Raw genomic sequence first — 12,456 nt, 5'->3', positions numbered from 1 at the left:
CTGAACTGCCAGGCTTCAGGAGTGGCTACCCGCGTCAAATGCCTCATTCCCGGCGACAACTATGCGATACTGACAATCTGAGATAAATCACTATTTGAAAGGCAGATGCGAATGCGCGCGCGGGCATTGCTCGTAGTGGTGATGATCCTGTCTCTTTCAGTGGGCTCAGCGGCAACGTTCGCCGCCGATTCCACCAATACCGTCAACCGGCTCACGATGTCCTACCCGGAGCTGGATGTACCAGTTGCGAGTGACAGCGGTCCACCGACAGTCGTCGCCGAGGCCACGATTCCGCCCGATATATCAGCCACCGAACTCGCCCAGCATCTGCGTCAGACTCCCGGCACGAAAACAGTATTCTTCCCAGACGAACGCCAGCGCGTTTCACCAGCCTATGTCGAGTTCGCGTTCCTCATCGCGCTCGACAACGTCGGTGATCCGCTCTGGTCCTGCACAGGTACGATGATCGGTCCAGACACTGTCGCGACTGCTGCACACTGCCTCTATAGCCACGACTTTGGTTGGGCGAGCAGCATCCTGGTGGTTCCCGGTGCCGATTCGGACTACGCGCCGCTCGGCTCCTCGTACGCACTGCGATTCGTCGTTTCCAGCGACTGGATCGACTCCGCCGACTTCATCTTCGACTATGGACTGATTCTTCTCGAAGAAGCCATCGGGTACGACACCGGCTGGTTGGAGCTTGGCGCATTGACCACTGCGTCGCTGAACGACCCGAACCTCGGTATCGATACCATCGGCTATCCGGGCGACAAGCCGTTCGGTACGCAATGGTGGACTTCTGGGGCATCTCTTCTGTTTGTCACTGACTGGTACGTCGGCACCGATCTCGATGCGTACGTTGGGCAGAGTGGCTCTGCGCTAATTCGCGCGCACGACGCCCTCGTCTTCGGCATCCTTAGCAACGAGACGCCCAACACCAACTATGCCGTGCGGGTGCATCAGATGTTGATCGAGATGTACTCGAATGCGTGCGCTGAGTGGGGATGCCAGTTCTCGTACTGGATCGAGCCGGAGACTGAAACGCCCGATCCATCATTCCCATGGGATGCGTTCGACCGCACCTGGGCGCGCACGGACTGGCCGATTGCCGATGGCGTTATCAGTCGCACCTGGATGTGGGGGCCGGAGTACCTCGACTGGGGATACGAACCGTACACGGAAGCACCCGGTGGTGAGCGCGCGGTTGCCTACCTCGACAAAAGCCGCATGGAGGTGACCTACCCGGGCAGCGACCAGTCCTCACCATGGTACGTCACTAACGGCCTGCTCGTGATGGAAATGATGAACGGCGTCGTCCAGAACGGTGACTCCACATTTGAACCACGCACGCCATCCCGTGAGAACGTCGCCGGTGATCAGGGCGACCCAAATGGGGTCACCTACTGGTTCATGGGTTTGCTGGATGACCAACCGCCAACGCCAGAGGGCGCAGTCATCGACAAAATACTTACACCAGGTGCCGCCAGCAATCTCTACCTCTATAGCCCCGACCTGGGCGCTCTCGGCGTGACGGGTGCATGGTACGTCCCCGAGACAAACCACACCGTCGCTGCACCGTTCTGGGATTTCATGAACTCCAGCGGCGTCATCTTCGATGGCAACAGCACAACCTGGGCACAGCTCTTCCAGAACCCGTTTTACGCAACCGGCTTACCGGTTACTGAAGCTTATTGGGCGAACGTGAAGCTCGCCGGTGTCCAGACCAGCGTGCTCGTGCAGTGCTTCGAGCGCCGCTGCCTGACCTACACCCCAAGCAATCCGGAAGGCTGGCAGGTCGAGGCTGGCAACGTCGGGCAGCATTACTACATCTGGCGTTACGGGCGCATGCCGTAACCGCGAGCAGAAAGCAGGAGATCGACTCATCAGAGGCGTCATGCACGACGCCTCCGAGGCTTTTTGTTTTCCACCGTGTATCATCACTCTTTACCGTAATCGGCCGTGGGGCCGGTTGGCGATCTCAGGAAGTGATCTGATCCCATGGTGATCTGCCTGTCGTCCTTGTCGAAGCGTTGCTCGATCGAGTGGTGGACCGGTTTCTCCTCCAGTCTTTAGGCCGAGGACCAGACGTTTGTCGATCCTCCGGCCCAACTGGAATGAGAACTTCACCGCGTCTGTTGCAAGCGACGACGACCCGGAAGGCAGGCTCCCCTGATGACTGAACGACCTCGCCAGACAACCAGGCTGGCAATTGACCTTGATGGCGTCCTGACAGAGCATCCAGAAGCACTCGCGCGAGCAGCGAACCAGCACTTCAATCTCTCGCTGCCCGATTCGGCGTTTGTCGATTCGACCGGCCACGCCGTCTCGCTGGCTGTTCGTGAATGGGTCTATGGACCCAATGGTCCCGCGAAAAGGCTCAAGCCGAATCCGCAAGCGCGCGATTTCCTGACGCGCGTCGTCGAGCATTTCGGCTATGAGAATGTCCAGATCGTGACCGCGCGTCCGGCCTCGTCGCACGAAATGACGGCAGACTGGCTCAAGCGGTATGACCTCGACCTGTGCGGCGTCACCTTTGCCGATGACAAGGTCGCGGTCGCTCGCGAGCTGGGGATCACCCACGCCATCGAGGACTCGATCCGCCACGCACGCTCGTATTCAGCGGCAGGCATCACTTGCTATTTTCTGCCGAATGGCCTCGGCGTGCATCCGCGTGGCATCGACCACCCGGCTGTCGACCTGAACGAGATCGCCGAACGGCTGGTAAACGATGTCGAGCGCGAAGCAACCGTCGCCTTGCCGCGCATCGTCATCAGCGATCAGATCGACGCGAACGCGCGCAAGCGTATTGCCGCCGCGGCTGAGATTGTCGACGTGAACGGCACTGACGTCCCGGCGCTGCTGGCCGCAGTTGCCGACGCCGACGCGTTGATCGTGCGCTCCGAATCGCAGGTCAACGAGGCAGTGTTCGCCGCCGCGCCGCGCCTGCGCGTTGTTGCACGTGCGGGTGTTGGCGTTGACAACATCGACGTTGAGGCCGCGACGAAGGCGGGTGTGCTGGTGCTCAATGCGCCCGGCGCAAATAGCACGTCGGCGGCCGATCACACGCTATCGCTTATCCTCACCATCTCACGGCAGATCATCGACGCCAACGCCACCCTCCACGCTGGGCGCTGGGAGCGCAAGCGCTACCGGCCATTTGATCTCGAAGGCAAGACCATCGGGATCGTCGGTCTGGGCCGCGTCGGCAGCAAAGTCGCCAAGCGGCTGGCGGCGTTCGATGCGCGCCTGCTGGGATACGACCCGTTCATCCCCGCCGAGCGCTTCCAGGAGCTGGGCGTTCGGCCCGCCTCCTACAAGGAGCTGCTGGCCGCCAGCGATATCGTCACCTTCCACGTCCCATCGACTGAGTTGACTCGCCACATGCTGGGTCGAGATACGTTCCCCCTGCTACAACGCGGCGCGATCGTCATCAACGCCGCACGCGGCGATGTCGTCGACGATCAGGCGCTGGCCGATGCCCTCGACGCCGGCATCGTCGCCGCCGCCGGTGTCGACGTGTACCCCCACGAGCCGGTGACTTCATCGCCGCTGTGGGGCCGACCGAACGTCGTGCTAACGCCACACATCGGCGGCAGCAGCGGCGCGGCACTGGCAGCTGTCGGTGAGGTCATCTCGCGCTCAACACTGGCTGCGCTGCGCGGCGAGGCGGTCGCAAACGCCGTGAACCTGCCGGCCGCGACGCTGGAGAGCGCCGAGCTGGCACGCCTGACGCGCGTTGCCGGGGCAGCCGGCCACCTCCTCGGCGTCCTGTCATCCTCCATCCCGGAAGCGATGATCATGCGCATTCATGGCGATGTCGCAGCGCCGGTCGCCGAGCACGTCTTCCTGGCCGCGCTGTCCGAAGGTCTGCAGCACTGGACGACAACGCGTGTGACACCGGTGAACGCACGCATCGTCGCCGAGCAGCATCGCATTGCAGCACGGATCGTCTCTGTCGATGAGCGCTTGCCGAATCAACGCGTTGGCGAAGTGGACTTCACCTTCGAGGCGACCGGCGATAGCGCCCACGTCGTCCGTGTGCGCTGGATCGACGACTCGGCCGGCATCGTCGAAGTCGATCGCTTCTCACTCGATCGCCCGCTCGCCGGCGACATGCTGATTACCCACCATCGCGACCGACCCGGCATGATCGGTTACATCGGGATGATCATGGGCAAGCACGATTTCAACATCGCCGGCATGCAGGTCGGGCGGAACTTCCGCGGCGGCGAAGCGATCATGGTGCTGAACGTCGATAACGTCATCCCGCAGGAAGCCCTGCTGGAGATCCTCGCGATCGACGATGTCCACAGCGCCTGGGTCGTGTCGCTGCCCGAGTCGGAAACACCGTGGGTCCAGGAGGAGCTCGCGTCGAGCGTCCTCGTCGGCAAGACCAGCTGACCGAATCTACAGATCAGTCAGGGCTGAGCGGCCTTCTCGGGCGTCGTTGCGCGACGCTGCCGCCGAGAAGGCCGCTTGCCATGCCCTGCGCTTGCCGGCCATCAAGCAACGAAGACACAACGGCCACGCAGAAACCTGAAGCTCAGTGGGCCGCCAGGATGCGCGCTATCGCTTGTCGCAGTGATCCATTGCTGATGAGGGTGTCGCCTGACGGCGAGGACAAGCCAAGTTCTGCCCCGTGGAAACATCGGCGGCGGCTCTCTCGCCCGACATCATCACTACGGTCGAATAGTGAGTCGGTTGTCAATGCCGGATTGTTCGATCGGAAGCCATCTCTATGTTATGTTATCTCGACCCGCAGTGAGAGGTCTCCCACCCGTTCAGCTCATTCCAACCCAGGAGAGCGTTCTTCAATGTGTGCACGATCTGCTGGTGATCTTCAATGCACATATGGGATTTACGATACGATGTCGCGACAAAGAATCCCGACCAGCAGACACGCGACGCGAAGGATTGGTCGATGGACGATCCGGCTGCCCACGCACTCCACAAATCAGCAATTGTCGCCGACGCGCATTCGGACGTGTTCTGCGACGTCGCTCGACGCAGGCTCGTTGGTGAGACTGAAGTCCTGGCGCGCCTCCACGTTCCAGCATGGAGATCCGGTGGCGTTAACCTCGTCGTGACAACCCTGTTCACCGAAGAGGAACACAAGCCAGACCGCGCCTTGCGCCGCGCTGTGACGCTGGTTGGCTCGGCATTGGCCGACATCGACGAGACGCCCGACGTATCGCTCTGCCGCACCCGCGCCGAGATCGACGCCACGATCGCCGATGGTCAGATCGCGTTTGTCCTGGCGATGGAGGGCGGCGAGCCGATTCAGGACGGCGTTGCGTCATTGCGCATGTTCTACGAGCTGGGAATCCGTGTCCTCGGCCTCACCTGGAATCAGCGCAACCTGCTGGCCGAAGGGATTGGCGAAGCGCGCGCGAACGGCGGGCTGACCGAGCTGGGCCGCGAGATCGTCGCGGAAGCCAATCGCCTCGGCATCCTCCTCGATGCCTCGCACCTGTCAGTCCGCTCGTTCTGGGATCTGATCGAGGCGAGCGAGCGTCCCGTCATCGCCTCGCACTCCAACGCGCTGGCGCTCTGCGGCCACCCACGCAACCTGGACGACGACCAGATCAGGGCGATCGCGCAGAGCGGCGGGATTATCGGCATCAACGCTGTCGCGCAGTTCATCGACGACAACCGCGACGCCGCGAGCCTGGAGCGTATGCTCGATCATCTCGACCATGTCGCTTCGATCGCCGGGGTTGAGCATATCGCTCTCGGCCCGGACTTTGTCGACTACATGCGGTCTGGACCCGGTGAGCCACTTTCCCATGCGCCAGACGGCATACCAACTGGATTCTCAACAATCAGCGAGTTCCCGAATGTGACGGCCGGATTGCTGGCTCGTGGTTATGACGAAAATACGATCCGCGGAGTACTCGGCGGGAACCTGCTGCGGCTCCTCGACTCCGTGATGGCTGGCTAGCGAGCGCCTAGCGCGTCGAACAGGAACCCCAAAGGCCACGACCTGCGTCGCGCGCCTCACGCTCAGCTGCGCGGAACTCCGAGAGATGCGCGACATCAGGCGGGAATGTCACCGAGGTTGCGTAGCCCTCTTCGACCAAACGCATGTTGACGAACACCCACTCGCCGGTGCTGTCGTCCTGCACGTAGACATAGCGCAACAGCCGACCGTACTGATCCCGATCGCTCACGTCCTTGACCAGCATGACGTAGCGACCATCGACCAGGCGCTTGTTCTCAGTACTCGCCTCCGGCCCGAAACACTCCACCGGATAGTCCTGTTTCACCGATTCAGGGGCATCGACGCCAATATAGCGCAAACGCTCATCACGACCATCGAGCTCGACGATGATGGTGTCGCCATCGACGACACGATCGACGTGGGCGAGCATGCCATCCGGCGCATCGCCCGTCCCGGATGACGCTGACGCGCCGCCAGACAGTGCTGTCTGCGTCGCGCGTGCACTCAACGACGACGATTGTGACGATGGTGACGGAGTGATTTGCACTCCGCCCGACGGTGTAGAAGTGGCCAGGAATGCCTCGGTATCGCAGCCTGCTGTCAGCAATACCAGCCAAATGAGTAAGACGGTCGGAACAATTCGACGCACCATGATTCCTTCAGCCTGTCTTGCGGCACGATTCTCGCATGACAATCTCGCAGTTGAGTGTATCGGAGACGCGCACAACACCATGAAAGACCGTAAGATGAGCCTGTTCACTCAACTTGACTGGAGCAAATTCGCGATGCAAGCACCGGCCACCACCGCGTTTGATTTACCCCTGTATACCGTGACCGGAGAGACGGTCCAGATGTCGGAAATCTGGCGGCACGGAACCACCGCATTTACGTTTGTCAGGTACCTGTCATGCCTGTTCTGTAAAGAGCAGGTCCGTGAATACAACCGGTCCGTGGAGGCGATCGCGGCCGCCGGTCTCCGCGTGGTCATCGTCACCCCCGCATCTGTCGAAGACACTGTATTCTGGGCGCAGTCACTCGACATTCCCTATCCGATCTATTGTGATCCAGAACAGGCCACTTACGCCGTCTATGGCTTCGTCAAGGGTTCGCCGGGCCAACTCGTCAACCCCCGGATTATCGTCCGCGGCGCTCGCGCAGTGATGCGTGGCAACCTGCCAGCACTGCCGAAGGGTGGCGATCCGCGCCAGCTGCCGGGCACTGCAATCGTCAGCGCCGACGGCAGGCTACTCCACCACCACATCGCACGCGACGCGTCGGACTATCTGGCTCTTGACGAATTGCTGGAGCAGGCCAAGCGCATCGAGGCAATGATCGCGACCTAGCCGCCGGGCGGAGCGCCTGAGTCAAGCACCGGGTCGTCGGCGACGCGGGTCTCCTTCACCAGCAGCGCCAGGATCCCCGACGCGCTAAGGCCGACTGCTGCCAGGATGAACGACGTGTACTCGAAGCCAAGTGCGTCCGTGAGGCTGCCGACTGCCAACGGACCACCTGCGCGGCCGGAATCGCCGATCAGCCGCCAGAGCCCCAGGAACTCACCGGTTGCCCCCGGCGGCGCGAGGTCCGCTCCCAGCGTCATCATCGTGCCGCTGCCGAGGCCATTGCCGACACCGATCAGCGTCGCCGCCGCCATCAACGTCAGGTATCCGGTCGTGAACGGCACCAGCACCATCCCGACCGCCATCACGGCAAACGACGGGACCGCTGCGACCTTGCGCCCGAAGTGGTCCATCAGGTAGCCGGCCGGTATGAACAGGATCATGTCGACACTCGACGACGCGGACTGGATCAGCCCGACCTGCCCGGCATCCAGACCCAGAACCGACAGGCCATAAAACGGGATAATCGTCTGCCGCCCAGCCCGGATCATCTGGGCAAATGTCTGAGCGACGCTCGCAGCGCTCAAATCCCTCCAATTCGCCCGAACCATCTCGCGCACCAGTCCCCAGCGCGCGCCGCGCTCGGAGTGGACGGCAACTTGCGTGTCCTTCACGAAAATGAACGAGATAGCCAGCGCGATGAACCCAAGCACGCCGGCGACAAAGAACGAGGCCGATAGCCCGAATTGATTGCCGATAATCCCGCCGATGGCCGGCCCGCCAAACACACCGATCCGGTTTATGCCGCCGAACACAGAGATCGCCTGCCCACGCTGGCGCGGATCAATCGATTCGGTGATGAATGCGTGGCGCGACAGGCCCCACATCGCAGTGCCGACGCCGGCCAGAAGCCGCAGAGCGATGAGCTGATTCACGCCGGTCGCGAACGTCAGCGCCATCGTGCCGAAAGCGACCAGCGCCGCGCCGAGTACCATCGTCGGCTTCAGGCCCATGCGACCAAGCAGCATACCGGCCGGCAGGTCTGCGACGAGCGTCCCGATGCCGGACGCGGCCAGCACCAGACTGGCGACTGCAAAGCTGACATCGAATGACAGGGCAAAGGCAGGCAGAGTCGGCAGGAGCAGGCCCTCTGCCAGCCCCAGCAACATCGTCGGCACATAGACCGGCATCAGCAGCGCGCGTCGGGTCATCAGCTGCTGTGAACGACGATCGACATCCATCGAAGCGCGATACCCCCCAAACGCCGGTGAGTCGCACCACCGGACAGGCGGGGATCGTAACATGCTCGTGGCACATCGCCGCATTGGTATCTGTACGACGCATGGATGGGAGCCAGACAATGGCGAGCGCATTCCGCCTGGAGCACACCGCAATTCCGGCTGAAGGAGCACTGTTCGACGAGACAGTCACCTTCTACAAGGAGATGTTCGGCATGGAGGTTGTCCGCGAGGTGCGCGGAGATCGCCAGCACTTCGCATTTCTGTCCGACGGCAAGGGCGGAATGATCGAGATGCTCGATGTCCCCGGCGAGCCGTTGACCGCGCCCTCACACCTCGCCTTCATGGTGTCGATGGACGAGTTCGAGACGACCCGCGCGGACCTGGCCGAACGCGGCATCGCCTTCGATCCCGTCTTCCAGACCGACGCCGGCGATCTGCTCGCCTACTTCCGCGATCCAGCCGGCAACTGCGCCCAGCTCATTGGCCGCAAGGATCCATTCGAGAGCTAGGGAGCGTGCTACGATCCGCGACAATGCAGCAACCAGTGAACGGAGCGAGTACGAATGGCAGTAGCAACCACCAGCCAGGGACGAGTGATTCATTATGACGAGTGGGCGGGTGACGGCGACCCGGTCATTCTGGTCAGCGGTCTCGGCGGCTTTCGCGCCAGTTGGCGACCGATTGCCGAACAGCTCGCACCGGAGTTCCGCGTCATCGCTCTCGACAACCGCGACGCCGGTGAGAACGGCGAGGAGACCGCCGACTATTCTGTCTCGGACATGGCCAGCGACGTGGCAGCCCTGATGGATACGCTCGGGATCGAGCGCGCGGCGATTGTCGGGCACTCAATGGGCGGGTTCATCTCGCTCCATCTCGCCACCGAGCACGCGGACCGCGTCGCCAAACTCGTGCTCGTCGGCACCTCACCGGCTGCCGGTGTTGCTATCGGGCAGCCCTTCCCACCACCGCCGCGCGAGAGCTGGATCGTCGATCCGGTCGAGCGCTCGAAGGCCGCATCGCCCGCGTCATATGCTCCCGGATTCTTCGATCGCAATCCGGGGAAGCTCGCTGAAGTCGCTGAGATGGCGCGCGGCAACCGCATCACCCGCGACGGCTATGCCCGCCAGGCCCGCGCGATCAACGAGACTCACGACGTTCGCCCGCGCCTCGGCGAGATCACAGCGCCAACGCTGGTGATCCACGGCGATACCGACCCGAGCGTCTCGGTTAAGGGCGGCAAGCTGCTGCTCGACGGCATCCCGAACGCGACTATGCACGTCTACCCCGGCGTCGGCCACCACCCGATGCGTGAGGAACCGGAGCGCTTCATCGATGACCTGCTGACGTTCCTGCGGTCCGACAGCTAGCGACGATCAGACCAGCGCGCGGTGGGCACCAGTTGCCCGGTGCCGACCACGCGCACGATGAAGGGCACACCCACACATGACAGAGGCACCGCCGCGCCGAACGGGCCACGGCAATCGCATTTCCTACTACGGATTCGGCCGAACAACGATGTTCGCCTGCCAGTATGACCAGCGCTTTTCCTACTGCCTCTACGTGCCGCAGGACTACGACGAAGACGGCGAGACGGCCTACCCGCTCGTGGTTCTGATACATGGGACCAACCGCACGGCGCAGCACTATCGCGATGCGTTCGCAGAGTTCGCCGAACGCGAGCAGTGCATCGTCCTCAGCCCGCTGTTCCCGGTCGGCATCATCGAACCGGGCGAGCTGAGCAGCTACAAGTTCATCAAGTTCCACGACATCCGCTTCGACACCCTGCTGTTGGCCATGATCGACGAGGTTGCCGAGACCTATCGGATCGAGCGCGAGCGCTTCCTGCTGCACGGTTTCTCCGGCGGCGGGCACTTCGCGCACCGCTTCTTCTACCTGCACCCGTCGCGCCTGCTGGGCGTCTCAATCGGCGCTCCCGGCATGGTCACGCTGCTGGACGACCAGCAACTCTGGTGGGTCGGCGTCGCCGATCTGGAGGAGCAATTCGGTGTCGCGCTCAACGTCCCGGCAATGCGCGAGGTACCGGTCCAGATGATCGTCGGCGGGGACGATACCGACACCTGGGAGATCACCATCAGCGAGGGCAGCCGCTACTGGATGCCAAATGTGAACGCCGCCGGTGCGACGCGGATAGATCGCATCACGTCACTGCGTGACAGCTTCGAGCAGCACGACATCGCCGTCCAGCTTGATGTCGTGCCCGGCGTCAGGCATGAGGGCTTCAAACTGCTGGATGGCGTTCAGTCGTTCTTCTCGGCAGTCCTGGCGGCAAGCCGAAGATAGCCGCCACTTAGCCAGCGAGATCGCTCTTCAGCACGTCTGCCGTCCGTAGCGCCAACGCCGCGAGCGTGAGCGTCGGGTTGGCCGTGCCCGCGGTCGGGAACTGGCCGCAGCCCGAGAGAAACAGATTCGGGTGATCGTGCGTTCGGCCGTCCGGGTCGGTCACTGACGTGGCGGGGTCGGTCCCCATCACGTGAGTGCCAATGATATGCCCGGCACCGAAGAACTCAGATTGATGCTCGCGGTACGAAACGCCCAGCGCATCGAAGATCTCGTCGGCCATTTGCTTCGCCTGCTCGATGCCGCTCGTCGTGTAGTCGTCCAGCGCGTACTCGATCCGCGGGGCCGGTATGCCCAGCGCGTCGGTGCGCGTCTCGGAGAGCGTCACGCGGTTGTCAGGGTTTGGCAGTTGCTCGACGAGCGCGGCGAGCCGGATTTGGCGCTGCGCCATCTCGCCGATTCGCGCGCGCAACGCCGGTCCGCGCAAGCCTTCGTTAGCGATCAGCCCCGCAGCGAGGTCGGGCGGAATCTTCCCGCCGAACGACCAGCCATCGTTGCCGATCGGCGTACGGAATGCGGCGTGGGTCGCGCGGAAATCGCCGTCGCGATACGTCTCGATCCCTGACGTCTCCAGCGGACTCCGATACGGCCAGACCGGATCGTTGGTCAGTGCCAGACTCACCAGGGTCGGATGGTCCATCAAGTTACGCCCAACCTGGTCACTCGAATTGGCTACGCCGTTCGGCATGGCATCTGTCTTCGACATCAGCAGTAGCTTCGGCGTCTCGATCGCATGGGCTGCGACGACGTAGAGCTTGCCGACCGCTTCGTGTTCGGCACCGTCCGGCGTCTTATAGTGGATCAGGCTGACCTTGCCCTCAGCACCAACGTCGATCTTGTAAGCAACAGCCGAGTCGATGATCTGCGCGCCCGCGTCCTGCGCCTTGGTGGCATGCACGGCGGCATCGTACTTCGCTCCGATCGGACAGATCGGCACGCAGATGTTGTTGCCGCAGCACGGCGGTCGACCATCCCACGCTTGCGAGTTCTTCGCCTGCGCGTTGATGAACACCTTGTGGCCCAGCGGCGTCGCCGCCTCGGCGATGCGCTGATCCAGCACCGTCATCGGCAGCGGCGGCATCGGGAACGGGCCGCTCCGTGGCATCAGGTCGTTGTCGTATTGCTGCCCCGCCACACCGAGCGCCTGCTCGGCCTGGGCGTACCACGACTCCAGATCGTCATAGGTCAACGGCCAATCCTTGCCGTGTCCGTAGAGCGACTGCATTGTGAAGTCGTTCGGCACGAAGCGCATCGCCGTCCCCTGCCAGTGCCACGTCGTGCCACCGACGCGGCGCTCGTAGGTGCTCTTAAAGAACACTTCGCCGACCTGCTCGTAATACTGATCGAGCGCGATCGTGAGCGGTCGCGGCGCCCACTCGAGATCCTCGTAGGGCGCTTCGGGCGTCTTGGCGACCGCAGCGCGATACTGCTCGACGCCCTTGTGTCGATCGACCCAGGTGCCGGATTCGAGGACGACGACCTGTATCCCCGCAGTCGCCAGTTGCCAGGCAATGAGCGACCCCGCGACACCGGCACCGACTATGACAACATCAGCCTCAACTCGGTCTGCCATCGGTTC

General features: G+C 62.8%; 10 protein-coding genes. 7 read left to right on the top strand and 3 right to left on the bottom strand.

Annotation, left to right across the window (positions count from 1 at the left end; all coding sequences use genetic code 11):
* The first annotated feature begins 111 nt into the window (after positions 1 to 111).
* From M9890_02840 to M9890_02830, 3 genes are all read left to right on the top strand, one after another.
* The gene (locus tag M9890_02840) at positions 112 to 1,854 is read left to right on the top strand and encodes a trypsin-like serine protease (protein MCO5175897.1); all 1,743 of its coding nucleotides are present in this window, start codon (positions 112 to 114) and stop codon (positions 1,852 to 1,854) included.
* 318 nt (positions 1,855 to 2,172) lie between these two features.
* Positions 2,173 to 4,401 carry a phosphoglycerate dehydrogenase gene (serA, locus tag M9890_02835; GenBank protein ID MCO5175896.1) on the top strand — a complete coding sequence of 743 codons (2,229 nt, stop codon included), beginning with the start codon at positions 2,173 to 2,175 and terminating at the stop codon, positions 4,399 to 4,401.
* A 520-nt stretch (positions 4,402 to 4,921) separates the two neighbouring features.
* The gene (locus M9890_02830; GenBank protein ID MCO5175895.1) at positions 4,922 to 5,941 is read left to right on the top strand and encodes a dipeptidase; all 1,020 of its coding nucleotides are present in this window, start codon (positions 4,922 to 4,924) and stop codon (positions 5,939 to 5,941) included.
* 7 nt (positions 5,942 to 5,948) lie between these two features.
* On the opposite strand, the gene M9890_02825 is transcribed toward M9890_02830, so the two are convergent.
* The gene (locus M9890_02825) at positions 5,949 to 6,449 is read right to left on the bottom strand and encodes a thermonuclease family protein (GenBank protein MCO5175894.1); all 501 of its coding nucleotides are present in this window, start codon (positions 6,447 to 6,449) and stop codon (positions 5,949 to 5,951) included.
* Between the two features lie 109 nt (positions 6,450 to 6,558).
* Between M9890_02825 and M9890_02820 the strand changes: the two genes are divergently transcribed.
* On the top strand, positions 6,559 to 7,284 hold the full coding sequence (locus M9890_02820; GenBank protein MCO5175893.1) for an AhpC/TSA family protein: 726 nt from the start codon (positions 6,559 to 6,561) through the stop codon (positions 7,282 to 7,284).
* On the opposite strand, the gene M9890_02815 is transcribed toward M9890_02820, so the two are convergent.
* A complete protein-coding gene (locus tag M9890_02815) occupies positions 7,281 to 8,489 on the bottom strand; it encodes an MFS transporter (GenBank protein MCO5175892.1) in 1,209 nt (402 codons plus the stop codon). The genes M9890_02820 and M9890_02815 overlap by 4 nt on opposite strands.
* A 149-nt stretch (positions 8,490 to 8,638) precedes the next feature.
* On the opposite strand from M9890_02815, the gene M9890_02810 reads away from it, so the two are divergent.
* The 3 genes from M9890_02810 (at position 8,639) to M9890_02800 (ending at position 10,820) form a co-directional block, all read left to right on the top strand.
* The gene (locus M9890_02810; GenBank protein MCO5175891.1) at positions 8,639 to 9,028 is read left to right on the top strand and encodes a VOC family protein; all 390 of its coding nucleotides are present in this window, start codon (positions 8,639 to 8,641) and stop codon (positions 9,026 to 9,028) included.
* Between the two features lie 54 nt (positions 9,029 to 9,082).
* Positions 9,083 to 9,886, top strand: a complete 804-nt coding sequence (locus M9890_02805; protein ID MCO5175890.1) for an alpha/beta hydrolase — start codon at positions 9,083 to 9,085, stop codon at positions 9,884 to 9,886.
* A gap of 76 nt (positions 9,887 to 9,962) precedes the next feature.
* Positions 9,963 to 10,820: a hypothetical protein gene (locus tag M9890_02800; protein MCO5175889.1), complete on the top strand. Its 858-nt coding sequence runs from the start codon at positions 9,963 to 9,965 to the stop codon at positions 10,818 to 10,820.
* Positions 10,821 to 10,827: 7 nt separating this feature from the next.
* On the opposite strand, the gene M9890_02795 is transcribed toward M9890_02800, so the two are convergent.
* Positions 10,828 to 12,450, bottom strand: a complete 1,623-nt coding sequence (locus M9890_02795) for a GMC family oxidoreductase (protein ID MCO5175888.1) — start codon at positions 12,448 to 12,450, stop codon at positions 10,828 to 10,830.
* Positions 12,451 to 12,456 lie beyond the last annotated feature (6 nt).

This window comes from Thermomicrobiales bacterium, from assembly GCA_023954495.1.
Taxonomy (GTDB): Bacteria; Chloroflexota; Chloroflexia; order Thermomicrobiales; family CFX8; genus JAMLIA01.
The sequence above is the reverse complement of the archived record's forward strand: the minus strand, read 5'-3'. Positions and strand labels throughout refer to the sequence as shown.

Bases quoted from the DNA above. Each gene is read 5' to 3' on its own strand.
- M9890_02820 (MCO5175893.1), top strand. From the start codon at position 6,559: ATGAGTAAGACGGTCGGAACAATTCGACGCACCATGATTCCTTCAGCC.
- M9890_02840 (MCO5175897.1), top strand. From the start codon at position 112: ATGCGCGCGCGGGCATTGCTCGTAGTGGTGATGATCCTGTCTCTTTCA.
- M9890_02810 (MCO5175891.1), top strand. From the start codon at position 8,639: ATGGCGAGCGCATTCCGCCTGGAGCACACCGCAATTCCGGCTGAAGGA.
- M9890_02805 (MCO5175890.1), top strand. From the start codon at position 9,083: ATGGCAGTAGCAACCACCAGCCAGGGACGAGTGATTCATTATGACGAG.
- M9890_02795 (MCO5175888.1), bottom strand. From the start codon at position 12,450: ATGGCAGACCGAGTTGAGGCTGATGTTGTCATAGTCGGTGCCGGTGTC.
- M9890_02830 (MCO5175895.1), top strand. From the start codon at position 4,922: ATGGACGATCCGGCTGCCCACGCACTCCACAAATCAGCAATTGTCGCC.
- M9890_02800 (MCO5175889.1), top strand. From the start codon at position 9,963: ATGACAGAGGCACCGCCGCGCCGAACGGGCCACGGCAATCGCATTTCC.
- M9890_02815 (MCO5175892.1), bottom strand. From the start codon at position 8,489: ATGACCCGACGCGCGCTGCTGATGCCGGTCTATGTGCCGACGATGTTG.
- serA (MCO5175896.1), top strand. From the start codon at position 2,173: ATGACTGAACGACCTCGCCAGACAACCAGGCTGGCAATTGACCTTGAT.